Here is a 22,991-nt window from a genome sequence, read left to right as displayed (position 1 = left end):
CGCAGGGCGGGGAGCGGGACGGCGGGAAGCAGGACGAGGCGGACGGGACATGGCGAAAAGACTGGTAACCGGAGATGAGGGTAAAGCGAATGCCCGGCATGCTAGGTTGTGCCGAGCCCCCACCGCAAGAGCCTACCCATGAGCCATCCCACCTGGCTGATCACCCTGCGCAGCCTCAGCGGCCGCCTCGGCGCCCGCTACCGCGGCCCGCAGACCGCGAACTTCGACGGACAACGCTTCCACAACCTCGACCGCCAGCCGCACCACGGCTTGCGCGCCTTCCTCAAGTGGCAACGCGAGCGCGGCCGCCAGACGCCCTGGCTCGACCAGCCGGGCCCGGCCACGCGCCCGGACATACAGGCCCGGGTCAGCGGCGCGGAGCTGCGCGTCACCTACATCAACCACGCCACCCTGCTGATCCAGCATCGCGGACTGAACATCCTCACCGACCCGCTGTGGTGCAAGCGCACCAGCCCGTTCAGCTTCATCGGCCCGCGCCGCCATCACCCGCCGGGACTGGCGCTGGACGAACTGCCGCCGATCAACCTGATCCTGGTCAGCCACAACCATTACGACCATCTGGACATCGGCAGCCTGCGCGAACTGGCACGGCGCTTCCCGGACGCCAAGGTGGTGACTGGGCTGGGCAACGGCGATCTCATCCGCGCCTGCGGCTTCACCGACATGGTGGAACTGGACTGGTGGCAGAGCCTGCCGATGCCCGAGGGCATGCTGCTCACCGGCGTACCGGCGCAGCACTGGTCGGCGCGCTCGCGACGCGACACCAACCGCACCCTGTGGCTGGGCTTCGTGCTGGAGTCGCCGGACGGCCCGGTGCTGTTCCCCGGCGATACCGGCCTGGGCGAGGAGTTCAAGCTGATGCACCAGCGCTTCGGCCCGATGCGCTTCGCCGCCCTGCCCATCGGCGCCTACGAACCGCGCTGGTTCATGCGCCACCACCACATGAACCCGGACGACGCGGTGCAGGCACATCAGCAGCTCGATTCGCAGTGCAGCATGGCGATCCATTTCGGCACCTTCCGCCTGAGCGACGAAGGGCAGTTCACCCCGCTCAGCGACCTGGCAACAGCGCTGCAGCAACGTGGTGTGACGCCGGAGCGCTTCCGAGCGCCGAAGCCGGGGGAACAGTGGCTCGTTCCACTGATGCCGGACGCATCACTGTAGGTACAAGCCATCGCGAGCAAGCTCGCTCCTACAAGGAGGGTCAGTTCTCCCGCACCCGCTTGCTGCAGCAGTTTCGATAGCGCTTGCCGCTGTTGCACGGGCACGGCTTGTCGCCACGGCCCCCCAGCTCCAGCCAGCTTTCCAGGCGCTGGCGCATGGAGTCGCGGACTTCCCGGCACTCGTCGTCCAGCTGCGGTTTGCCCAGTTCGCGGCAGAGCCAGAGGTAGTCTTCCAGCAGCTCGTCACGCTCCAGCGCGTGCAGCTGTTCGGCCAGCGGAACGCCTTCGTAGCGGCGCTTCGGGTCCGGCAGGAAGGCGATGGCTTCACCGCCCGGAAGCACGTTCCACAGGCGGCCCTGGGCGTCGCGCCAGCAGGCGCTGAAACGGGCGCGCAAGGCCAGCCCCGGCCACTCTTCCAGGCACCAGCCATCCACCCGTTCGCCGCCCAGGCCTGCCACCGCCTTGCCCACGGAGAACCAGGGTTCGCCAGCGATGCTGTCAGGCAGTGGGAGCGGCGCGGCGACTTCGGGCGTAGCGTTTTCCACCAGACGGCGGGCGAAACGGCGCAGCGGGTTGGTGAGGTGCGAAGGGGCGCGGAACGGCATGGGATCACCAGCGGAAAGGTCGGCGAAGGTCCGACCGGAGGGACGCGCCACGGTTCCCCGTGGTGCGAAAGGCGAGCATTCTAGGCTCGCCCGGGGCGGCGTCAACGCAGGGCGATCAATAGTCCCGCGTGGAGATCGGCTGCGCCTCGCCGCTCAGCTCGCGCAGCAGGTCGTCGAGCAGCGCGGATGCGCCGAAACGCAGGTGCTCCGGCTTGATCCAGGCGGCGCCGAAACGCTCCTCCGCGAGCGTCACGTAGACCTGCGCATCGGCCAGCGTGCGCAGTCCGCCGGAGACTTTCAAGCCGACCTTGCCGCCCTCCTCCTCAATGGTTTCGAGCATCACCCGCACGGCTTCGGGCGTGGCGTGAACCATAGTCTTGCCGGTGCTGGTCTTGAGGAAGTCGGCGCCGCCGGCAATGGCTTCACGGCAGGCCGAGCGGATCAGTTCCGGGGCGGCCAGCTCGCCGGTCTCCAGGATCACCTTGAGCCGGTGGTAAGGCCCGCACAGCGTCTTGCAGGTGCGGATCAGCTCCACTGCACCGGTCTCCTGGCCAGCCTTGAGCTTGCGCCAGGGATAGACCAGATCGATCTCGTCGGCGCCCTCGGCCAGGGTCTTGCGCACCTCTTCCACCACATCGGCCAGCGGCGCATCGCCGCCGGGGAAGCTGCACACGCTGGCCACCCGCACGCTGCGCCCACCCAGCGTATTGAGCGTGCGCCGGGCAACATGCACCAACTTCGGCCACACGCACACCGCCGCCACCTCGCCGTAGGGCGTCAGCGCGCGGCGGCAGAGGTCCACGGTGCTTTGCAGGTCATCGCCGGCATTCAGCGAAGTCAGGTCCAGCAGGGCGAGCACGCGGCCCGCCGGGGTCTTGCGAGGATCGGTCATCGGCAACTGTCTCCATCGGCTTTCTTCAGGCTGCCAGGGCGACCACCATCACCCTGGCGGCCGCCCCGTGCCCTGTCGCAGATCAGCGGAACGGCGGCTCGTCGAAGCTGCGCAGCTTGCGCGAGTGCAGCGAATTGAGCTGGGTGCGCAGCAGGTCGACGGCGGCGATGCCGATCGACAGGTGCTGGCTCACCGCGCGCTGGTAGAACGCGGTGGCCGCGCCGGGCAGCTTGATCTCGCTGTGCAGCGGCTTGTCCGACACGCACAGCAGCGTGCCGTAGGGCACCCGCAGGCGGTAGCCCTGGGCGGCGATGGTGCCGCTTTCCATGTCAACCGCAATGGCGCGCGCCAGGTTGATCAGCGGGCGCTCCTGGGCCCAGTGCAGCTCCCAGTTGCGGTCGTCGTAGGTCAGCACGGTGCCGGTACGCAGGCGGCGCTTGAGCTGCTCGCCACGCTCGCCGGTGACCAGCGCGGCGGCCTCCTGCAGCGCCACCTGCACCTCGGCCAGCGCCGGGATCGGGATGTGCGGCGGCAGCACGCGGTCGAGGATGCCGTCGCGGCGCATGTAGGCGTGGGCCAGCACGTAGTCGCCGATGGTCTGCGACTGCCGCAGGCCGCCGCAGTGGCCGACCATCAGCCAGCAATGCGGACGCAGCACGGCCAGGTGGTCGGTGATGTTCTTCGCGTTGGACGGGCCGACGCCGATGTTCACCAGGGTCACGCCGTCGCCGTCCTCGGCGATCAGGTGGTAGGCCGGCATCTGGAAGCGGTGCCACTCGACGCTGGCGACGATGGCATTGGCCTCGCCCTCGTCGGTGCCGCGCTCGATGATCACGTTGCCCGGCAGGACCATGCGCACGAAGCGCGGGTCGTCGCGCAGGCGCTCCAGGCCCAGGTGGATGAACTGGTCGACGTAGCGGTGGTAGTTGGTCAGCAGGATCCACGGCTGCACATGGCGCCAGTCGCTGCCGGTGTAGTGCACCATGCGGCGCAGGGAAAAGTCGGTGCGCGCGGCATCGAACAGCGCCAGCGGCATCGGGTCGGCGCCTTCCCATTCATACAGGCCGTCGGCGATGCCGTCGGAAGTGGCGGACAGGTCGGTGCTGGGGAACACTCGCGCCAGCTCCGCGGCGGTCACGCCGGAGCCGCCCAGCTCGTCGCCGCCCTCCACCACGTAGGGATAGGGGATGTTCTGCTGGCTGACGCCGACCTCCACCCGCACGGTGAAGTCATCCATCAGCGGGCGCAGTTGCTCCAGCAGGTATTTGCGGAAGGCCTTGGGCTGGGTGATGGTCACCGCATAGGTACCGGGCACCTGGACCTTGGCGTAGGCGCGGGTGGTAGACGGCACCTCGCCCTGGCACAGGTAGACCACCCGCAATTCCGGGTAGCGGAACAGGCTGCGCTGCTCGGCGTCGGGCACCGCGCGCTCCTTCAGGTAGCGCTTGAGCGCCTGGTTCAGGGCGCCGGTGGCTCGCTCGTGCAACACGGCCAGTTGATCGACGGCCTCTTCGGCGGTCTGGGCGACGAAGAACTCGTCACCAGTCGTAAGACTCATGGTGGGCATCCTGTCTGAACGATCAGCTCCATCTTGCCTGCTTCCGTCACAGAAAGGGATGACAGATTCCGAGCCGGCAGGACGAGCGGACGGGTTGAAGAAAGCCTAAGACAGAATCCACAACCGTGAGTGCGGATGACAGCCGGAATGAAGCGACTGCATTCCATTTTCGTATATCGCTTGTCGGGCCGTCCCAAGCTGCTGGAAGTGCCTTGTTCACCCGCCTGAGCAGGATGGCATCCCGGATAGCGCGCTCAGGCGTGCTGCTCGATGTACTCACTCAACGCCCGGCGCGTCAGGTCGTTCAACGTGATGTTCTGCTGGATGGCGGCGATGCTCGCCGCCATGTGCAGTTCGTGGCCTACGCGTACGTTGAAGGAGCCCTTGCAGGGGATTTCCGGCTCGACGCCCCTGACAGCGCAATCAGCCAGGTAGTCGTCGACCGCTGCCCTGAACGAGCCGGCCAGCTCGGCGACGGTGTCGCCTTCGTAATTGATCAGGGCGCGGATGAACAGCAGCTTGCCGAACAGGCAGTTGTCTTCCGGGCTGGCCTCGATGGACCCGTAATAGCCGCGGTGCTGCAGCAGGTTGTTCATCGTATCAGTCCTCCGCTTTTCAGGTGCTCGATCACCTGGCGCCTGGCATAGGCCTTCAATTCATTGCCGGGATGGGGCTTGTGCAGATTGATCATCGCGCAAGGATCGCCGTTGTCGAACTTGACCCGGCTTCCATCGCCTTCGAGCTTGCGATAACCCAGCCCACCCAGCAGCACAACCAACTCCTGCCAGGTGAACACAGCCTGCCTGTTCAGCAGTTTGGCCAGCAGCTTCTCGTGCTGAGACATACCCTCTCCCAGCTGCAACTAATTTTAGTTGCAGCTATAGACCAAGGCAATCTCAACACTGAGCTGCCCGCACCGAAAGGAAGACCTGCGAGGCTCATCCCGGTCCCGGCGAAGAACACTCCTCCTGCAACCTATTGATCGACCAGCGACGGTTCAACCCGAAAACTTCTACTGAAATTTCCTCACACCAGATGCGGCGTCACCCGCGCCACCAGCGCTTCCACATCCACTCCGCGCGGCAGGGTGCCGTAGACGCGGCCGCCATCGTCCAGGCGGCTGGCGATGAAGGCGTCGGAGACCACCGAGTTGCCCGCTTCCAGCAGCAGCTTGGCCTGCAGGGCGATGGCGACGTTCTCGGTGAGCTGGCGGGCGCGGTACTGGATGTCCTGGGTGTCGGCGAAGGAAGCCTTGAGGTTACCGATGAACGAGGCCAGGCGCGCGTCGCCATGCCCATCGCCCAGTTCGCTGAACAGTGCGTCGAGTACGCCCGGCTCCTTGGACAGGGCGCGCAGCACGTCCAGGCACTGCACGTTACCCGAGCCTTCCCAGGTGGAGTTGACCGGCGCCTCGCGGTACAGGCGCGGAAGGATGGTGTCCTCGACGTAGCCGGCGCCGCCCAGGCATTCGGCGGCCTCGTTGATCATCGCGGGGGCGCGTTTGCAGATCCAGTACTTGCCCACGGCGGTGACCAGGCGGGCGAACTTGTCCTCCTGCTCGTCGTGCAGATTGTCCAGGGCGCGGCCCATGCGCATAGTCAGGGCCAGCGCGGCTTCGCTTTCCAGGGCGAGGTCGGCCAGCACGTTCTGCATCAGCGGCTGTTCGGCCAGCACGCGGCCGCCGACCTGGCGGTAGGCGCAGTGGTGCGCGGCCTGGGTCAGCGCCTGGCGCATCAGCGAGCTGGAGCCGACCATGCAGTCGAAGCGGGTCATGGCGACCATCTCGATGATGGTCGGTACGCCGCGGCCTTCCTCGCCGACCATCCAGGCCAGCGCACCGCGGTATTCCACTTCGCTGGAGGCATTGGACCAGTTGCCCAGCTTGTTCTTCAGGCGCTGGATGTAGAACTCGTTGCGGCTGCCGTCCGGACGGTGGCGCGGCAGCAGGAAGCAGGTCAGGCCCTTGTCGGTGTAGGCCAGGGTGAGGAAGGCGTCGCACATCGGCGCCGAGCAGAACCACTTGTGGCCGACCAACTCGTAGGCCTGGCCCGGACCAGGGATGCCGACCGGGTAGGCGCGCGTGGTGTTGGCGCGTACGTCGGTGCCGCCCTGCTTCTCGGTCATGGCCATGCCAATGGTGGCGCCGGTCTTCTGTTCGATGGGCAGGTTGCGCGGGTCGTATTCGGTGGAGAGGATCTTCGGCAGCCATTGCTCGGCGAGGTCCGGCTGCAGACGCAGAGCAGGCACGCTGGCGAAGGTCATGGTCAGCGGGCAGCCGGTGCCGGCTTCGGCCTGGCTGTGCAGGTAGCTCAGGCCCGCACGGGCGACGTGGGCGCCAGCACGCGGATCGGTCCAGGGCATCGAGGGCAGGCCGGCCTCGATGGCCGCGCGCATCAGCTCGTGGTAGGCCGGGTGGAATTCCACCAGGTCAACGCGATGGCCGAAGCGGTCGTGGGACTTGAACACCGGCTTGTTCTCGTTGGCGAGGAAGCCCGCCGCCATCAGCGGCCCGCCGGCCAGCGCGCCATAGGCATCGAGTTTCTGCTCGGCCCAGCCGCCGCCGTAGCGGCGCACCCACTCCTGCAGCGGTACGTCGACGCGATAGAGGTTGGCGCCGTCCAGCGGCGGTACCTGGTTGGTCACTTCATGGGTTTCGGCGTACGGGTGCGGGATCATGGCTGGTCCTCCATAACGGGCGTGGGCCTGGCTGGCTTGGGCAAGGCAGATGTGGACGCGCCGACGGCGCGCAGGCAGAAGCTGGCGAGGGCGTCACTGACGTCCTCCAGGGAAACGCTGGACTGGCCCGCATCCCGCGCGGCGCGGGCGGGCGGCGAAAGCGGGCCGATCAGGGCCTCGGCGATGGCGCCGACCAGGCAGGCGGCGGTCAGTTGCACCGGCTGGGGCTGGAATTCGCCGGATGCGATGCCTTGCTCCAGTAGGGTGACGAACAGCGCGGCGTAGGCTTCGCGGTAGATCAGGCGTTGCTCGTCCACTTCCGGATCGACCGGCTCGGCGATCAGCGCGAAGGCCATCTGCCGGCTGCCCCAGGCGCGGGCGGCGAACTGGTGCAGGCCCAGGTTCAGTCGTTCGGAAGCGCTGCCGGGAGCTTTCAGCAGCGTGCCGAGGATATCGACCTCGCGCTGGCTGGCGCGGGCGAAAACCTCGGCAGCCAGCTCGCCCTTGCCGCTGAAGTGCCGATAGAGGCTGCCGGTGGCGATGCCGGCAGCGTCCGCCAGGCTCTGCATGGTCAGGGCGGAAAAACCGCCGTCGGCCACCCGCGCCAGCGCCAGTTCGAGGATGCGCTCGCGCAGTTCGCCGTCCTTTTGCAGCCGTGCTGGGGAGTGTCGGTAGGCCATGATCTGAATCCGGATTCACTGCATGGAATTCAGTGAATCACGGTTCAGACCTTTGCTGAAAGGGACATTCCCGCCACGGGCGGGGCGATTCTGGCCAAACCGTCACCGCCCGTGCGCATCCTTACCAGAGCGGCATCTGGTAGCTGACGATCACCCGCGTTTCGTCGATGTCATTGCCAAAGTCGCTGCGGAAGGCGCCGTTGCGCACCTTGAAGCCAAGGTTCTTCAGCGGGCCGTTCTGCACCACGTAGCCGATATCGGTGTCGCGCTCCCACTCCTTGCCGCGCCCCTGGCCGTTCAGCAGGTCGATGTGGTCGCCCTGCAGGTAGCGGGTCATGAAGGTCAGGCCGGGCAGGCCGAGGCCGGCGAAATCGTAGTCGTAGCGCGCCTGCCAGGAGCGTTCGTCCTTGTTGGCGAAGTCGCCGATCTGCACGAAGTTGGTCAGATACGGGTCGGTGCCGCTGAGGTAGGCGAAACCGGTGTCGCCGGACATGCGCTGGTAGCCGACGCCGAAGCCGCTGCCGCCGATGCGGTAGGTGAACAGCGCGTTGAGCGCGCGGTTGTCGACGTTGCTGCCGCCGTCATCGGTGGAGCGCGCCCAGCGGATATCCGACTTGAGCGACTGGCCCTCGGCGATCGGCAGGGTGTGCACCACGCTCAGGTAGTGCTGGCGGTAGAAGTTTTCCAGGCCGCCGTAGTGGTAGCTGGTGCTGAGGTTGTCGGTCCAGCGGTAGGTGCCGCCGGCGAGGTTGAAGCGGTCGCTGCTGGTGTGGCTGCCAAGCACGATGTTGCGCTTGTTGCCACGGGTCATCGACAGGTCTTCGTCGTTGGTCGAGTCGCGCTGCTTGACCTGGCGCAGTTGGCCGAGCTGCGCGCTGAGGCCGTCGATCTCGTTGACCTCGGCGAGGCCACCCTGGAAGGTCTGCGGGGCCAGGCGGGTGTCGTTGTACTGCACCACCGGCAACTTGGGCAGCAGGGTGCCGACCTTCAGGGTGCTCTTCGAGGCGCGCAATTTGGCGGTCACGCCGAGGGAGCTGTAGTCATCGGCGGCGCGCTTGTCGCTGGCCGAGTACGGCAGCAGGCCGGAGCCGCTGCGATCAGGGCTGGAGTCCAGTTTGATCCCCAGCAAACCGAGGGCATCGACGCCCACGCCCAGCGTGCCTTCGGTGTAGCCCGACTCGAAGCGCAGCAGGAAACCCTGCGCCCACTCCTCGGATTTCGACTGCGCGGCACCGCTCTGGCGGTAGTCGCGGTTGAAGTAGAAATTGCGCAGCTCCAGGTTCGCCTTGCTGTCCGCGATGAAGTCCGCATGGGCGAACAGGGGCAGGCAGGCGATGCTCGAAACGAGCGCCCGTACGGGAAGACTTTTCATTGTTGTTGTCTCTTCGTCAGGTGAGGTGAAGGCGGCGCCGCTCCTGAAGGCGCCGCGCTCGGGATCAATCGGAGAGCAGGCCCTCCAGTCGCTGGCGGATCAGCTGGCGCGCCTGCTCGACGATGTCGCGCAGCAGTTCCTCGCAGCTGGGTTCGTCATCGATCAGGCCCTGGACCATGCCCGCCGACCAGATTCCCAGGTCGGTGTCGCCCTGCTCGTAGACGGTGCGCCCGCGCAGGCCGCTGACCAGCGTGGCGATGTCGGCGTAGGTGGCGTTGCCGCGCGCCTCGATGGCCAGCACTTCCTGGCTGATGGCGTTGCGCGCGACCCGCGCACTGTTGCGCAACGAACGCATGATCACGTCCGTGGAGCGCTCGTCCGCCGCGCGGATGGCGGCCTTGACCTGCGGATGGATCGGGCACTCGCGGGTGCTGAGGAAGCGCGTGCCCATGTTGATCGCATCGGCCCCCAGCGCCAGCGCCGCGACCAATCCGCGCCCGTCGGCGAAACCACCGGAAGCGATGATCGGCACGCTCAGCCGATTGGCCGCCGCGGGCAGCAGGACCAAGCCGGGAATGTCGTCCTCGCCCGGATGGCCGGCGCACTCGAAGCCGTCGATGGACACCGCGTCCACGCCCAGTTGCTCGGCCTTGAGCGCATGGCGCACGGCGGTGCATTTGTGGATGACCTTGATCCCGTGCTGGCGGAACTCGGCGATGTGCTCGCCGGGATTGTTGCCGGCGGTTTCGACCACGCCGATGCCGCCCTCGATGATCGCCGCGCGGTACTCCGCGTAGGGGATCGGCTTCTGCGTCGGTAGCAGCGTGAGGTTGACGCCGAAGGGCTTGTCGGTGAGCTCGCGGCAACGCGCGATCTCATCGGCCAGCGCCTGCGGGGTCGGCTGGGTCAGCGCCGAGAGCGTCGCCAGCCCGCCTGCGTTGGCCACCGCCGCGGCCATCTCGGCGCGGCCCACCCACTGCATACCGCCCTGCATGATCGGGTGTTCGACGCCGAAGGTTTCGGTGAATCGGGTCTTGAACATGCGCCTGTCCTCCGGCGGTTCAGATCGGGTCCCAGGAGAACACGTCCGGGCTGCGCGCCAGGTCCATGAAGCTGCTGCGCAGCGCGGGCATGCCGTGCTCGGCGATGCTCTGCGGGGTCCAGCCGTTGTCGCTGTGCACGCTGCGCAACGGGCGGCTCTGGCTCATCAGGAAGATCTCGTGGTTGCGCGCGGCGAACACCTGGCCGTTGACCGCACTGGCGGCGTCGGAGGCGAGGTACACGGCCAGCGGCGCGTTCTTGTCCGGGGTCATGCGCTGCAGGTTTTCCACCCGTGCCTTCTGCTCCGGCGTCTCGGCCGGGATCGAGTCGGTCATGCGGCTCCAGGCGAAGGGTGCGATGCAGTTGGAGCGCACGTTGTAGCGCTGCATGTCGAGGGCGATGGACTTGCTCAGGGCGACGATGCCCAGCTTGGCCGCCGAGTAGTTGGCCTGGCCGAAGTTGCCGATCAGCCCCGAGGTGCTGGTCATGTGCACGAAGGCGCCGCTGTTCTGCGCGCGGAAGTGCTCGGCGGCGGCGCGGCTGACGAAGAAGCTGCCGTTGAGGTGCACGTTGATCACCGACAGCCAGTCCTCGGCGCTCATCTTGTGGAAGATGGTGTCGCGCAGGATGCCGGCATTGTTCACCACGATATCGACGCGGCCGAAGGCGTCGATGGCGCTGGAGACGATGCGCCGCGCGCTGTCCCAGTCCGACACGCTGTCGGTGTTGATGGCGCCGTCGCCGCCGCGCTGGCGGATCAGCCCGAGGGTTTCCTCGGCCGGGGTTGCCGAGCCGCCCTCGCCCTGCAGGGACACGCCGATATCGTTGATCAGCACCCGCGCGCCGCTGTCGGCCAGGGCCAGGGCGATCTCGCGGCCGATGCCGCCACCGGCGCCGGTGACGATCGCTACCTTGCCTTCGTTGAGTCGTTGGGTCATCGCTAATTCCTTACTGTTCGTTCAATCAGGGAGTTCGTTGCGCGCAGATCAGCTCGGCAGGCCGAGCACGGCCTTGGCCAGGATGTTGCGCTGGATCTCGTTGGTGCCGCCGTAGATGGTGGTCGGCCGCGACTGGATGAAGATGCCCGCCGGGTGCAGCTCGGGATCGTCGGCGAAGGGGTTCTGCAGCGCCGAATCCGCCCCGGCGATCTCCAGCCCCAGCTCGCTGATGCGCTGGTACAGCTCGGACTGGTGGATCTTCAGCAGGGAAACGTCCGGGCCCAGTTCCTCGCCGCGCCGCAGGCGTTCGGCGAAGCGTTCGTAGAGCGCCTTGTGGCAGTCCAGATCCATGCTCAGCGCGGCGAAGCGCTGGGCGAACACCGGGTCGTCCCACAGGCCCTGGTGACGGGCCAGGCGCACCAGGCGTTCGAGGGCGAAGGTGGCCTGCTTGGGCGAGCCGAGGAAGATGCGCTCGAAGCCGAGCAGCGCCTTGGCCATGCCCCAGCCGTGATTCACCGCGCCGACGAGGTTCTCCTGCGGCACGCGCACATCGTTGAAGAACACCTCGCAGAACTCGCCCTGCAGTTCCAGGTTGAGGATCGGCCGCACCTCGACGCCGGGACTGTCCATCGGCACCAGCAGGAAGCTGATGCCCTGCTGGGCCTTGGCGCTGCGCTCGGTGCGCGCCAGCACGAAGATCCAGTTGGCCTCGGTGCCCATGGTGGTCCAGGTCTTCTGGCCGTTGATCACCCATTCGCCGTCCTGCAGCACCGCCTCGGTGCGCAGGCTGGCGAGGTCGGAGCCGGCGTTGGGTTCGCTGTAGCCCTGGCACCAGATGTCCTCGCCGCTCAGGATGCGCGGCAGGAAGCGCTCGCGCTGGGCGTCGGTGCCGTAGCGGATCAGCAGCGGGCCGAGCATGGTGATGCCGCTGTCGGGCAGGCGCGCGCAGCCGTAGTTCTCCATCTCTTCGATCATGATCAGCTGCTTGCCGGCGGCGAGGCCCATGCCGCCGAACTGCACCGGCCAGCCGGGGCACAGCCAACCCTGCTGCGACAGTGCCTGGTACCACTCCCAGGTGTCGTCGCGGCCCAGGCGGTGGGCCGGGTTGCGGATACGCTGCGGGTAGTTGGCGGCGACCCAGTCGCGCACCAGCCGGCGGAACTCGCCATCATCGAGGGCGTTGTAATCGGTCATTTCAATGTCCTCGGCTCACTGGCCTTTGAAAGAGGGCGAACGTTTATCGAGGAAGGCCGCCTTGCCTTCGGCATGGTCGGCGCTGAGGAACAGCTGGCTCTGGAAATCGCCTTCGCGTTCGAGCAGCAGCTCCAGGCCGTCGGCCAGCAGGGCCTTGGTCAAGGCCAGCGACAGCGGCGCCTGTTGCTCCACTTTCGCGGCCAGCGCGAGGGCCGCGTCCAGCGCAGCACCCGGTGCGCAGAGCTGGTCCACCAGGCCGATGCGCAGCGCTTCCTCGGCCTCGATGACCTGGCCGAACATCAGCACCTGCCGCGCGCGGCCGATGCCGATGCGCGCCGGCAGGGTGTGCAGTTGGCCGAGATCGGCGATCAATCCGACTTTGCCGAAACCGGCGGCGAAGCGCGCCGTGCCGCCGCACACCAGGCTGTCGCAGGCCAGCGCCACCGACAGCCCAGCGCCCACCGCCCAGCCCTCGATGGCGGCGATGATCGGCTTGCCCATGCGCAGCATCTGGCGGATCAGGTCAGCGTTCTTCTGCATGCGCACGCGGCCGGTATTCAGGTCGGTGACATTCATGTCGCTGAGGTCGCCGCCGGCGCTGAACACTTCCGCCGAACCGGTGAGCACCACGCTGCGCACGTTGGGGTCGGCGTCCGCTTCACGCAGCGCATCGAGCAGCGTCATGCGCAGTGCGAATGGCAACGCATTGCGCCGCGCCGGATTGTTGAAGCGCAGCAGACGCACCGAGCCGTGGGTTTCCTGCAGCAGCATCTCGCTCATCACGCCACCTCCGCATGCAGCAGGGCGATGTAGCGCGCCCGGTGGAAGGCCAGCGAGCCCTGACTGTTGAGCAGCACCATGGCGCGGCGCAGGAACAGGCCGATGTCGGCCTCGTCGGTGTAGCCGATGCCGCCGTGCAGCTGGATCGCCTGGCGGGTCACCAGCATGGCCGCTTCGGCGGCGCGCACCTTGGCGGTGGACACCAGGCGCTGCACCTGTGCGACCGGCGCGCCTTCGTCCAGCGCGGTGGCCGCTTCGCCGACGATGGCGCGGGCCAGTTCGATCTGCAGTTTCAGGTCGACCATGCGGTGCTGCAGCGACTGGAAGCTGCCGATCTCGCGGCCGAACTGGCGGCGCACGCCGAGGTAGTCGCGGGTCTGTTCGAAGGCCGCATCCATCAGGCCGACCAGGTAGGCGGCGCAGGCCAGTGCCGACTCGTCGAGGGCAGCAGGCGCGGCGTCGACGAATTGCGCGGGCGTGCCATCGAAGCGCAGGCGCGCCAGGTGGCCGCCGTCCTGGGTCGGTTCCTGGTGAACGCTCAGGCCCTCGGCATTGCGCTGCACCAGGGCGAGGCCGGTGTTGCAGGCAACCAGCCAGGCATCGGCGGCAGCCCCCAGGGCAACGTGGGCGATCTCGCCGCGCAACTGACCGTCGCAAAGCACCGGCAGCGCAGCGCCGGCTTCGTAGCCGATGCCAGCGGGCAGGATCAGTCGCTCGCCGGCCAGCAGCGCGTCGCGCTCGGCGGCGGGCAGCAAGGGAGCGACCAGGCTCGCCTCGATCAGCGGTTCGGGCAGCAGGCCGCGCCCGAGCTCTTCCAGCAGCGCGGTGTACTCGCCCATCCCCAGCCCGCTGCCGCCCAGTTCTTCGGCAAGGCGCAGGCCCGGCCAGCCCATGGCGCAGACCTCGGCCCAGGCGTCGCGGTCGATAGCAGACTGCTGGAAGCGCAGGCGGCGCACCCGGCTCAAATCGCCGCCACGCGGCACCAGGGAGGCGGCGCTGTCACGGATCATCCGCAGGCGCTCTTCGCGCTCCTCGGCCATCGCGGTGTTGTCGGTCATTTCGTCATTCCCGTGTCGGTTGAACAGTGCCGGCCGCGGCGGGCCGGTACTTGAAACTGCCGGTGGCGCTGGCAACCAGCTCGCCGGCCTCATCGAAGATTTCCGCCACGCAGAAGCACAGCGTGCGGGTCCGCCGCAGCACCCGGCCGACAGCGTTGATCTCGCCGCTGGTGCTGCCCATGAAGTGGGTGGCCATGTCGATGGTGACCATCGAACAACCCGGCATCTGCGCGCGAATGGCCCCGGCCATGGCGGCATCGAGCACACTCATCAGCACGCCGCCGTGGAAGCTGCCGATGTAGTTCATCAGCTCCGGGCGGTGGCGCAGGCGCGCCCGCACCACGTCGCCATCGATCCAGCGCTCCAGGCCGAGGAACTCCTGGAAGGTGAAGCGGCCGCTGGGGAACGTCTCCAGCCCACTCTCAGCAGGTGCAGCGGCGGGGCTGGCAGTGAGATCGGTCATCGAACGCTTTCCTCCGTGGCAGGCTGGCTCGTCGGGCGAGCCACGCCCTGTACCGCCGGACGCGCAGGCGCTGCGGGTGCGGCATCGGCTTGCGGGCTGCGCGCCTCGCGGTTCGGGTCATACAGGCGGTTGGGGATCATCAGCGCCGGAACCAGGCCGGTGATGACGTAGGTGATGCCCATCACCAGGAAGCCCGCGCCGATGGACACGTGCGAAGCCAGCAGGCCGATGGCCGCCGGGGCCACCGCCGCGCCGATGCGGCCGAGGTTGTAGGCGGTGCCCACGGCGGCGCCGCGTACCTGGGTGGAGAAGCTCTCGGTCATGTAGGTGGCCAGCACGCCCACCGGCACGCCGTAGATGAAGCCGAACAGTGCGAGGATCCAGACAATGTTGTCCGGCGTGTGCCAGAACACGATCACCGGCATGAAGATGGCGGTGCCGATGGCGCCGGCGGCGAAGGTGGCGCGGCGGCCGAAGCGGTCCGAGGCGATGCCGGCGAGCACCTTGCCGAGGATCATCGCGGTGTAGGTGCCGACCATGTAGCCGGTCATGGACTTGAAGTTCATGCCCAGCTCGCTTTCCAGGTACGAAGGCATCCAGTTGTTGGTGCCGTAGTAGCCGAACAGCAGGAAGCACGAGGTGATGCTCCAGAGCAGGAACATGCGCCGCGTCGATGGATCGCCCAACAACTGGCGCATGCCGCCGCTGGGCGCGCTCTGCTGGCGGTTGCCGGCGGCCTGCTGCACCCGTTGCGCACGGGTCGCCAGCCAGGACGGCGACTCCGGCACCCAGGGCCGCAGCGCCAGGCAGATCAGCGCCGCGCCGATGGCGGTGAAGAACAGCGCGCGCCAGCCGTAGTCCGGGATGATCTGCCCGGCGAGGATGGTCGCCACCAGGTAACCCACGGTCCAGCCGGCCTGCATGGTCGCCAGGATGGTGGTGCGGTACCTGGCGGTGACGAACTCGGACATCAGGATGTTGCAGGCCACGAACAGCGAGCCCAGGCCCAGCGAGGAGACGAAGCGGATCAGCGCGAAGGCCCAGAAGTTGTGAGCCATGCCCAGCAACGCGGTACCCACGGAGAACACCAGGATGGTCCAGGTCACCACGCGCACCCGGCCGAAGCGGTCGCACGCCCAGCCACCGTAGATGCCGCCGATGGCCATGCCGGCCAGGGTGATGCTGCCCAGCGAGCCAGCCTCGAAGTTGGACAGGCCGAACTCGGCCTTGAGGCTGTTCAGGCTGTAGGCGAGGAACATCAGGTCAGCGCCGTCGGCGAGCAGACCCAGGAAGCAGAAGAAGAAGGCAATCACCAGGGTCCGCCGGGGTATCGCGGCGTTCTGGGCCAAGCTGTCGGATGCGTTCATTGTTGTTGTTCTCGCAGGTTGGTTAAGGTCGTCGTCGCGCTAGGCCCGCCCGGCTGGTTCTCCAATGTCCGGGGTCAGGCTCACGCGGCCGTTGTCCAGCACCACCACGTCGCGCTCGACGACGCGGGTGCGGAAGGAGCCGTCATTCCAGATTTCGGTACGCAGGGTTTCGCCGGGGAACACCGGTGCCGAGAAGCGCACCTGCAGGTGGGCGAAGCGCTCCGCGCGGTAGTCGGCAATGCCGCGCAGCAGTGCATGGAAGGCCACGCCGAGGGTGCACAGGCCGTGCAGGATCGGCCGCGGGAATCCACCGCGCGCGGCTGCCGCCGGACTGGCGTGGATCGGGTTGTCGTCGCCGTTCAGGCGGTAGTGCAGCGCCTGTTCGGGGCGCGTCGGCAAGTCGATGACCAGATCCGGCGCCTGCTCGGGCAGACGGTGCGGCTGACTCAGCGACTGGCTGCCGCCGCCGAAGCCGCCGTCACCGCGCAGGAAGGTGGTGCCACGGGCAATCGCCAGCACCTCGCCGCTCAGCGCGTCGCTGACGACCTTCTCGCTGTAGAGCAGCGCGCCTTTGCCGGCACCCTTGTCGACCAGGCCGGTGACGCGGGTGCGGCCGATCACTTCGCCTTCCACCGGCAGCGGCCTACGCCACTCGATACTCTGCTCGCCGTGGACCAGGCGCAAGGCATCGACACCGGTGTCCGGGTTGCCCAGCCAGAAACCGGGATGGCCGAGCACCACGGCCATGCAGGGCAGCGCCTGGAGGTCGCGGTTGGCGTCGACGAAGGTCAACTGGTGCTCGTCCATCGGGTCCGCCCCGAGGCCCACCGACAGCGCATAGAAGGCGCTGTCGCGGCGACTGAAGCGCTGGCGTACTTCGGGAATCGGGTAGTTCAGCAGGTGCTCAGGATTCAGCGCCACGGGTCACCTCCTCCACTTCCAGCACCGCGTCGGCGGCCCAGGCGCCCTGCCCCTCGGGCATGGCGAAGACCGGGTTGAGGTCGACCGAACGCAGGCGCGGACCGGCCTCGGCGGCGAACTGGGAGAGCTGCGCGAGCACCCGCGACAGCGCCTTGATGTCGGTCACCGGGCGACCACGGGCACCCAGCAGCAGCGGTGCGCCCTTGATGCTGCGGATCATCTGTTCGGCTTCGTCGACGCCGAACGGGCAGCGGCGGAACACCACGTCCTTGAGCACTTCGACGAAGATGCCGCCGAGGCCGAACACTGCCACCGGTCCGAACTGCGGGTCGCGCTGGATGCCCATGAAACATTCCACACCGCCCTGCAGCTGACGGGCCACCAGCACGCCGTCGATACGAGCGCTGGGTGCATGTTCGGCAGCGCGTTGCAGCAACAGGTCGTAGCCCTCGCGCACGGCCTGGGTGCTGCCCACGTCGAGCAGCACACCACCGATTTCCGATTTATGCAGGATGTCCGCCGAGGCGATTTTCAGCACCACCGGGAAGCCGATCTGCTCGGCGAACGCGGCGGCATCCTCTGCGCTCTTCAGCACGCGCTCCGGCGCCGATTCGATACCGGCACGCGCCAGCAGTTGTTTGGCTTCGGCCTCGCCGGGCGTGCTGGCCGGCAACTCGACGCCACCGACCACGGGAATCCTGCGCAGCGGCCGGGCGAAGGCTTCGCCCAGCTGGCCCATGGCCTGGATGGCGCGCACCGCGCGGGTCGGGTCCTCGAACAGGGCGAAGCCGGCCTTCTGGTACGGCGCCAGTTCCTCGCCCTCGCCCATCACCGAGACCACGAACAGACGGTCCGGGTGATCGACCTTGATCCGCGCGAACTGCTCGGCCAGGCGCGGGCCGATGGACGCGGCGGTACCAGCCTGGGTGAAGAAGGCGATCAGCGAACGGTAGCCACCGTCCACCACCATGGATTCGGTGAAGTCGTGCACCAGGCTCAGGTCGTTGAGCGCCTGGGCGGTGCAGTCCACCGGGTTGAGCGGCGAAGCATAGGACAGGCGCTGCTTCAGGCGCGCCTGGGCCGCTTCGGGCATCGGCGGCATGGGCAGGCCGAAGTCCTCGGCGGCGTCGCTGACGATAATGCCGGCGCCGCCGCTGACGGTGATCATCCCCAGGCTGTTGTTCACCGGGTAGATGCGCTGGGTGGCGAGGTAGGCGATGTCCACCAGCTCCTCGGTGGTGCGCGCGCGGACCACGGCGTAGTCGGCCAGCACCGCGTCGAGCACCTTGTCGTCGCCGGCCAGGGAAGCGGTGTGCGACATGGCCGCGCGGCCGCCCAGTTCGCTGCGCCCGACCTTGTGCAGGATCACTGGCTTGCCGGCGCGATGGGCTGCTTCGAGGGCGGCGAGGAAGCTGTCGACGTTGCGAATGGATTCGGCGTAGGCCATCACCACGTCGATCTCCGGCGATTCCACCAGCCAGCCGATGGCATCACCCAGGGTGACGTCGGCCTCGTTGCCGGTGGCGACGCAGATCGGCGTGCCCAGGCCGCGCTGCCGCGACAGGCCGAGCAGGTGCGCGCCGTAGGCGCCAGACTGGGTGGCGATGCCGACCCGCCCGGCCAGCGGAATGCCGCGCTCCAGGCTGGTGGAGAAGAACGCGTAGTAACCCAGGTTGGCATTGAACACGCCCAGCGCGTTCGGCCCCAGCAGGCGCATATTCGCCGCGCGGGCGGCTTCGACGATGGCGTCCTGCATGGCCACGCCCTCCTCGCCGACTTCGCTGAAGCCGGAGGAGAACACGATGGCGCTGCGTGCGCCCTTGCGGCCCAGCGCCTGGACGGTCTCCAGCACCTGCGGCGCCGGCACCGCGATGATCGCCACGTCCGGCGCCTCGGGCAGCGCATCGACGCTGGCGTAGGCCGGCAGGCCCTGGATCTCGGTGCGGTTGGGGTTCACCGGCAGGATGCGACCGCTGAAGCCGTTGCGCAGCATGTAGGCGATGGGGCGACCGCCGATGCGGTGCGGGTCGCTGGAAGCGCCGACCACGGCGACCGAGCGCGGCTGCACCAGGGGGGTGAGACTGGAGAAACCGGTGTGTTGCAAGTGACTCACTGACATGACGTTCCACCTGAACAAGTAGCGGGTGCCGGGCGCTTGTGTGCCGGCGCGAGGGCGAACACGTCCACGGCAGGCTGCAGGCAGCAGCCACCGGGAGCGTCGGCCCTGGTTTTCAGAGCACGGGATTTCAGAGCACCGCTTGGGTGCCGAGCAGTGCCGTAACCTGGCTGGACAAGGTGCCGCCATTGCCGTGCAGCAGCGCCACGTCAGCCTTCTTCAACTGGCGTTCACCGGCCTGGCGGCGCAGCTGGGTGACCGCTTCGATGATCAGGAACATGCCGTACATACCCGGATGCACACAGGACAGCCCGCCGCCGTTGGTGTTCACCGCCAGCTCGCCGCCGGGGGCGATGCGCCCGCCCTGGACGAAGCGGCCGCCCTCGCCCTTCGGGCAGAAGCCAAGGTCTTCGAGGAACAGGAGGGTGTTGATGGTGAAAGCGTCGTAGACCATCACCAGGTCGATGTCCGAGTGCTTCACCCCGGCCATCCGCATGGCGCGCGGGCCGCTCTCGGAAGCGGCGGTAACGGTGAGGTCGGGCATGGCGACGATGGAGCGGTGCCACTGCGCACCCGCGGCGCCGAGGAAATAGATCGGTGCTTTGGGCAGGTCGCGCGCGCGGTCGGCGCGCACCATCACGCAGGCGCCGCCGCCATCGGTGACCAGGCAGCAATCGGCTTTGCTCAGCGGGTCGCTGACCATCCGTGCGGCAAGCACGTCATCGATGCTCAGCGGGCCACGGGCAAAGGCTTCGGGGTTGAGGTTGGCCCAAGCGCGCGCCGCCACGGCCACTTCGGCCAGGTGCTCGCGGGTGGTGCCGTATTGATGCATGTGGCGGCTGGCGGCCAGGGCGTAGGCGGTGATCGGGTGACGCGGCTGGTAGGGCGTCTCGTGCCACTGCGGCTCGCTCATCGACACCAGCTTGCCGCCGGCGGTGCGCTGGTTGGAGCCATAGCAGATCAGCGCCGCGTCACACAGGCCGGCCTCCAGGGCCAGGGTCGCCTGCAGCAGGTGCAGCTCGAAGCTGGAGCCGCCGACGTTGGTGCCGTCGACGAATTTCGGCTTGATGCCCAGGTATTCGCAGACCGAGAGAGTCGGGAAGGCGTGGGAGCTGGTGGCCGAGAACACCGCGTCGATGTCCGAGAGCGCAAGCCCGGCATCGGCGATGGCCTTCAGCGAGGCCTGGCCGAGCAATTCCATGGCGCTGTAGCCGTGGGCCTCACCGATACCGGCGCTGCCGATGCCGACGATGGCGGTCTTGCCGCGCAGGACCTGGCTCATGACTGTGCCTCCGTCAGGGGCTCGAAGACGACGGCGGGGCCGCTGTCCTGCTGGGCGATGCGCGCCTTGAGGCGGGTGCCGATGGGCAGGCTGAGGTGACCTTCGATACGGGACATCATGCGCACGCCTTCATCGAGGTCGACCAGGGCGACGTTGTAGTCACCGCTGCGGGCACGGTTGACGGTCAGGGCATAAAGAGTGCCCAGGCCACTGGCGGGAACCCATTCCAGGTCCGTTTCGCCGCTGCCGGGCACCTGGGTGCGCGGGTAGAACACGTGCCGGCCGGTGGAGGCGCTGCGCTGCAACATGAAGCGCCCCTGGGCGAGGAAGGCGAGGTACTGCGCCTCTGGCCCTGGCATGTTGCGGTCGGGGAAATCCACCATTGAGGTTTCTCCTTTGTTCTTGTTCTGCCTTTGTTCTTGTTCTGCCTTTGTTCTTGTTCTGACTTTGCTGCAAAGTGCGTTACCGCCCACGCCAAACCAGCTTCAGGGAAGCCGTTGCAGGCGTCGTAGGGTCAGAATACATTCACAATACTGAATGTCAATCAGAATACAGAATATGCCAACTAAAAAAAATACCGAAGAAGCCAACAACAAACGCACCGGCAGCGCCAAGGATGTCGGCGCCGTGGTGAACGCCATCCAGATCCTCCGCCACCTGGCCAACGCCGAAGGCCCCGAGGGCGCGACCGCCATTGCCCGCGCCACCGGCATCAGCCCGAGCACCACCTTCAACATCCTGCGCACGCTGAGCAACGAACAGCTGACCTCGTTCGACAACGAAACCAAGACCTACCGCCTGGGCCTGGGCCTGTCGGAGCTGGCAGTGAGCTTCATCGGCCGCAGCTACGCCGACCTGATCCAGCCGGAACTGGAGCGCCTGAGCACCAGCCACCACATCCTGATCACCCTGTGGCAGGTCACCGACGACGCACACATCCGCGTGATCGCGGTATCCGCGCCGGCCGTGGCGCACGTCAACGTCGCCATCGGCTCGCGCCTGCCGGAACTGGTGGGCGCCGCCGGGCGCTGCATCGCCGGGCTGCGCAACCTTCCCGAGGATGAACTGCGCCGCCGCCTGACCCGCGTGCGCTGGGAGAGCCCGCCAAGTTTCGAAGAGTACCGCAGCGATGCCGCCGCCACCCTGGAGCGCGGCTGGGCCATCGATCAGGACCACCTGTACCGCGGCGTCAGCATGGCCGCCAGTGCGATCATCGACCACGATCGCCAGCCGCGCTTCATCATTTCCGGCATCGGCATCAGCGCCCAGCACAACCGCGAGAAGCTCGAGCATATCGGCGCCAGCCTGCACGAAACGGCTCGTTTCATCAGCCGCTCGCTGTTCCCGCAGAGCACCACCGCCCCGCATGAATGACAGACACTTCATTCACCATAAGAAATGACATTCATACTAAAGGATGGTTTCAACCGAAGTATCGGAAAGGATGCGATACCGGGCAGCACAGCCCCACTCGTCGCCGCCCAGGCCAGCCTGTTCTCGATGCGACTGATGGCAGCGATATTCGCAGGCCGGGGCCCACAGCCGCGAATATCGCCGGTATCATGGCAAGTCTTGATGGAGTCCTGACGGCGACCATCCCGCGGAGAACGCCGTTCCCGCCGCGCCCCGAATCCTCGACGATTCAGGCAGCGCCCGCCGCCAGAGCCCGCCAAACCCTCTGCCCGGATGCTCGCCGACCTTGCATGGCTCGCGGCAGCCGCAGGTAATCCCATTGAATTGAGGCAACCATGGAACAGAAAGACATCGATTGGGGCACGCTCGGATTCGATTACATCAAGACCGATTTCCGCTACATCTCCCATTGGCGCGATGGTCTGTGGGACGACGGCAAGCTGACCGAGGACAACACCCTGCACATCAGCGAGGGCTCCACGGCGCTGCACTACGGCCAGCAATGCTTCGAAGGCCTGAAGGCCTATCGCTGCAAGGACGGCTCGATCAACCTGTTCCGCCCCGACCAGAACGCCGCGCGCATGGCCCGCAGCTGTGCCCGCGTACTGATGCCGCAGGTATCCGAGGAGCAGTTCATCGACGCCTGCAAGCAGGTGGTCCGCGCCAACGAGCGCTTCATTCCGCCCTACGGTTCCGGCGGCGCCCTGTACCTGCGTCCGTTCGTGATCGGCGTGGGCGAAAACATCGGCGTGCGCCCGGCTCCGGAGTTCATCTTCTCGGTGTTCTGCATCCCGGTCGGCGCCTATTTCAAGGGTGGCATGAAGCCCCATGACTTCGTGATTTCCACCTACGACCGCGCCGCGCCCCACGGCACCGGCGCCGCCAAGGTCGGCGGCAACTACGCCGCCAGCCTGCTGCCGGGCGCCCAGGCCAAGAAGGAAGGCTTCGCCGACTGCATCTACCTCGACCCGGCCACCCACAGCCGCATCGAGGAAGTGGGCTCGGCCAACTTCTTCGCCATCACCCAGGACGACGAGTTCGTCACCCCGCGCTCCAGCTCGGTGCTGCCGGGCATCACCCGCCTGTCGCTGATGCAACTGGCCGAACAGCGCCTGGGCCTGAAGGTGATCGAGGGCGACGTGGAGATCAACGACCTGGCGCGCTTCAAGGAAGCCGGCGCCTGCGGTACCGCTGCGGTGATCACGCCGATCGGCGGCATCCAGTACCAGGACAAGCTGCACGTGTTCTACAGCCGCGAAGACGTAGGCCCGGTGACCCGTCGCCTCTATGAAGAGCTGACCGGCATCCAGACCGGCGACGTGGAAGGCCCGGAAGGCTGGGTCGTCAAGGTCTGAGCCTGACCGCCAGCCAAAGGCAAAGCGCCGCGGAACCGAAAGGTATCGCGGCGTTTTTCTTTATCCGGCAGAGGGGCATCCGATCACGCAGGAGCG

The 22,991-nt window shown here is 67.3% G+C and carries 22 protein-coding genes; 3 read left to right on the top strand and 19 right to left on the bottom strand.

Annotation, left to right across the window (positions count from 1 at the left end; genetic code table 11):
• The first annotated feature begins 138 nt into the window (after positions 1 to 138).
• Positions 139 to 1,185, top strand: coding sequence for an MBL fold metallo-hydrolase (locus tag ACYCAX_RS15435; protein WP_015475467.1), 1,047 nt, complete (start codon positions 139 to 141; stop codon positions 1,183 to 1,185).
• Positions 1,186 to 1,225: 40 nt separating this feature from the next.
• Here ACYCAX_RS15435 and ACYCAX_RS15430 read toward each other — a convergent pair whose 3' ends face one another.
• The 19 genes from ACYCAX_RS15430 to ACYCAX_RS15340 all read right to left on the bottom strand — a co-directional run bounded on the left by ACYCAX_RS15430 (position 1,226) and on the right by ACYCAX_RS15340 (position 20,510).
• On the bottom strand, positions 1,226 to 1,789 hold the full coding sequence (locus tag ACYCAX_RS15430) for an SEC-C metal-binding protein (RefSeq protein WP_015475466.1): 564 nt from the start codon (positions 1,787 to 1,789) through the stop codon (positions 1,226 to 1,228).
• Positions 1,790 to 1,904: 115 nt separating this feature from the next.
• A complete protein-coding gene (gene deoC, locus ACYCAX_RS15425; RefSeq protein WP_460248350.1) occupies positions 1,905 to 2,681 on the bottom strand; it encodes a deoxyribose-phosphate aldolase in 777 nt (258 codons plus the stop codon).
• 82 nt (positions 2,682 to 2,763) lie between these two features.
• On the bottom strand, positions 2,764 to 4,248 hold the full coding sequence (amn, locus tag ACYCAX_RS15420; RefSeq protein WP_460248349.1) for an AMP nucleosidase: 1,485 nt from the start codon (positions 4,246 to 4,248) through the stop codon (positions 2,764 to 2,766).
• Between the two features lie 245 nt (positions 4,249 to 4,493).
• The gene (locus ACYCAX_RS15415; protein ID WP_015475463.1) at positions 4,494 to 4,835 is read right to left on the bottom strand and encodes a type II toxin-antitoxin system HicB family antitoxin; all 342 of its coding nucleotides are present in this window, start codon (positions 4,833 to 4,835) and stop codon (positions 4,494 to 4,496) included.
• Entirely contained in the window at positions 4,832 to 5,083 is a 252-nt protein-coding gene (locus ACYCAX_RS15410) for a type II toxin-antitoxin system HicA family toxin (RefSeq protein WP_015475462.1), read from the bottom strand. Before ACYCAX_RS15410 ends, ACYCAX_RS15415 begins: the two co-directional genes overlap by 4 nt.
• Before the next feature lie 182 nt (positions 5,084 to 5,265).
• Positions 5,266 to 6,915 (bottom strand): acyl-CoA dehydrogenase family protein, encoded by a 1,650-nt coding sequence (locus tag ACYCAX_RS15405; protein ID WP_294977436.1) that lies wholly within the window; start codon positions 6,913 to 6,915, stop codon positions 5,266 to 5,268.
• Complete coding sequence (locus ACYCAX_RS15400; RefSeq protein ID WP_460248348.1) at positions 6,912 to 7,595, bottom strand: TetR/AcrR family transcriptional regulator; 684 nt, start codon at positions 7,593 to 7,595, stop codon at positions 6,912 to 6,914. The genes ACYCAX_RS15405 and ACYCAX_RS15400 overlap by 4 nt, the downstream gene beginning before the upstream one ends.
• A 121-nt stretch (positions 7,596 to 7,716) precedes the next feature.
• On the bottom strand, positions 7,717 to 8,967 hold the full coding sequence (locus ACYCAX_RS15395; RefSeq protein WP_460248347.1) for an OprD family porin: 1,251 nt from the start codon (positions 8,965 to 8,967) through the stop codon (positions 7,717 to 7,719).
• 64 nt (positions 8,968 to 9,031) lie between these two features.
• Positions 9,032 to 10,009, bottom strand: coding sequence for an NADH:ubiquinone reductase (locus tag ACYCAX_RS15390; RefSeq protein WP_015475458.1), 978 nt, complete (start codon positions 10,007 to 10,009; stop codon positions 9,032 to 9,034).
• Positions 10,010 to 10,028: 19 nt separating this feature from the next.
• On the bottom strand, positions 10,029 to 10,946 hold the full coding sequence (locus ACYCAX_RS15385; protein WP_460248346.1) for an SDR family NAD(P)-dependent oxidoreductase: 918 nt from the start codon (positions 10,944 to 10,946) through the stop codon (positions 10,029 to 10,031).
• Positions 10,947 to 10,994: 48 nt separating this feature from the next.
• The gene (locus ACYCAX_RS15380; RefSeq protein ID WP_460248345.1) at positions 10,995 to 12,140 is read right to left on the bottom strand and encodes an acyl-CoA dehydrogenase family protein; all 1,146 of its coding nucleotides are present in this window, start codon (positions 12,138 to 12,140) and stop codon (positions 10,995 to 10,997) included.
• Positions 12,141 to 12,155: 15 nt separating this feature from the next.
• On the bottom strand, positions 12,156 to 12,911 hold the full coding sequence (locus ACYCAX_RS15375) for an enoyl-CoA hydratase/isomerase family protein (protein ID WP_460248370.1): 756 nt from the start codon (positions 12,909 to 12,911) through the stop codon (positions 12,156 to 12,158).
• 8 nt (positions 12,912 to 12,919) lie between these two features.
• Positions 12,920 to 13,978, bottom strand: coding sequence for an acyl-CoA dehydrogenase family protein (locus ACYCAX_RS15370; protein WP_460248344.1), 1,059 nt, complete (start codon positions 13,976 to 13,978; stop codon positions 12,920 to 12,922).
• Between the two features lie 4 nt (positions 13,979 to 13,982).
• Positions 13,983 to 14,441 carry a PaaI family thioesterase gene (locus tag ACYCAX_RS15365; protein WP_015475453.1) on the bottom strand — a complete coding sequence of 153 codons (459 nt, stop codon included), beginning with the start codon at positions 14,439 to 14,441 and terminating at the stop codon, positions 13,983 to 13,985.
• Positions 14,438 to 15,808: an MFS transporter gene (locus tag ACYCAX_RS15360; RefSeq protein WP_460248343.1), complete on the bottom strand. Its 1,371-nt coding sequence runs from the start codon at positions 15,806 to 15,808 to the stop codon at positions 14,438 to 14,440. Before ACYCAX_RS15360 ends, ACYCAX_RS15365 begins: the two co-directional genes overlap by 4 nt.
• 39 nt (positions 15,809 to 15,847) lie before the next feature.
• Complete coding sequence (locus ACYCAX_RS15355; protein WP_460248342.1) at positions 15,848 to 16,729, bottom strand: MaoC/PaaZ C-terminal domain-containing protein; 882 nt, start codon at positions 16,727 to 16,729, stop codon at positions 15,848 to 15,850.
• Positions 16,713 to 18,848, bottom strand: coding sequence for an acetate--CoA ligase family protein (locus tag ACYCAX_RS15350; RefSeq protein ID WP_460248341.1), 2,136 nt, complete (start codon positions 18,846 to 18,848; stop codon positions 16,713 to 16,715). The genes ACYCAX_RS15355 and ACYCAX_RS15350 overlap by 17 nt, the downstream gene beginning before the upstream one ends.
• A gap of 127 nt (positions 18,849 to 18,975) precedes the next feature.
• Positions 18,976 to 20,127, bottom strand: coding sequence for a thiolase (locus ACYCAX_RS15345; RefSeq protein WP_015475449.1), 1,152 nt, complete (start codon positions 20,125 to 20,127; stop codon positions 18,976 to 18,978).
• A complete protein-coding gene (locus tag ACYCAX_RS15340) occupies positions 20,124 to 20,510 on the bottom strand; it encodes a Zn-ribbon domain-containing OB-fold protein (protein ID WP_192211188.1) in 387 nt (128 codons plus the stop codon). The genes ACYCAX_RS15345 and ACYCAX_RS15340 overlap by 4 nt, the downstream gene beginning before the upstream one ends.
• Positions 20,511 to 20,685: 175 nt before the next feature.
• Here ACYCAX_RS15340 and ACYCAX_RS15335 point away from each other — a divergent pair, with 175 nt between their 5' ends.
• Positions 20,686 to 21,501 (top strand): IclR family transcriptional regulator, encoded by an 816-nt coding sequence (locus ACYCAX_RS15335; RefSeq protein WP_460248340.1) that lies wholly within the window; start codon positions 20,686 to 20,688, stop codon positions 21,499 to 21,501.
• 374 nt (positions 21,502 to 21,875) lie between these two features.
• Positions 21,876 to 22,895 carry a branched-chain amino acid aminotransferase gene (locus tag ACYCAX_RS15330; protein ID WP_015475446.1) on the top strand — a complete coding sequence of 340 codons (1,020 nt, stop codon included), beginning with the start codon at positions 21,876 to 21,878 and terminating at the stop codon, positions 22,893 to 22,895.
• Positions 22,896 to 22,991 lie beyond the last annotated feature (96 nt).

It is taken from the genome of Pseudomonas sp. MT3, assembly GCF_054720805.1.
Note: the sequence above shows the minus strand (reverse complement) of the source record. Positions and strands in the feature narration are given on the sequence as shown.